Genomic DNA, 438 nt, shown 5'->3' with positions numbered 1-438 from the left:
GGTGGTGATGGTCTTCTGGACGCTGGTGCCCCTGGCGCTGACCGTCCGCTGGTTTCGCTGGAGCTGACAGGAGCCTTCCGCCATGTCCGAGCCCGTCGCCTCGTCCCCGCTCTTCGTGCAACGGCTCAACTTCCAGGCCCGTGACGCCAGCAACGAGTCCGCGGCGCTCCAGGCCGCGCTCGCGCTCGGCCTCCTCGAGCACCTGTCCGCGGGCGAGCCCGTGACGCTGGACGCGCTGGCCCGGAAGGTGGGGGCGAACGCGCGCGGCGTCCGCTCCGTCATCGAGCCGCTGGTGGCGCTGGGCTTCGTCCACCTGGAGCCGGGGCGGGGGTACTCGCTCCCCGGGTCGACGGCGGACTTCCTGCGCGACGCCGCCTTCGTGGCCCGGCTGCACGAGGCCCGGCGCTGGTGGCACGTGGCCGCGAGGCTGCCGGAGGC

Annotated in this window: 1 pseudogene; it reads left to right on the top strand. The window is 74.2% G+C overall.

The window, feature by feature from the left end:
• Window positions 1-82 precede the first annotated feature (82 nt).
• Window positions 83-438, top strand: a pseudogene (locus HUW62_RS47830) (Rrf2 family transcriptional regulator); the annotation flags it as partial.

The sequence above is a fragment of the Myxococcus sp. AM011 genome (assembly GCF_013372595.1).
Taxonomy (GTDB): domain Bacteria; phylum Myxococcota; class Myxococcia; order Myxococcales; family Myxococcaceae; genus Myxococcus; species Myxococcus eversor.
This window is presented reverse-complemented; position numbering and strand designations above follow the sequence as displayed.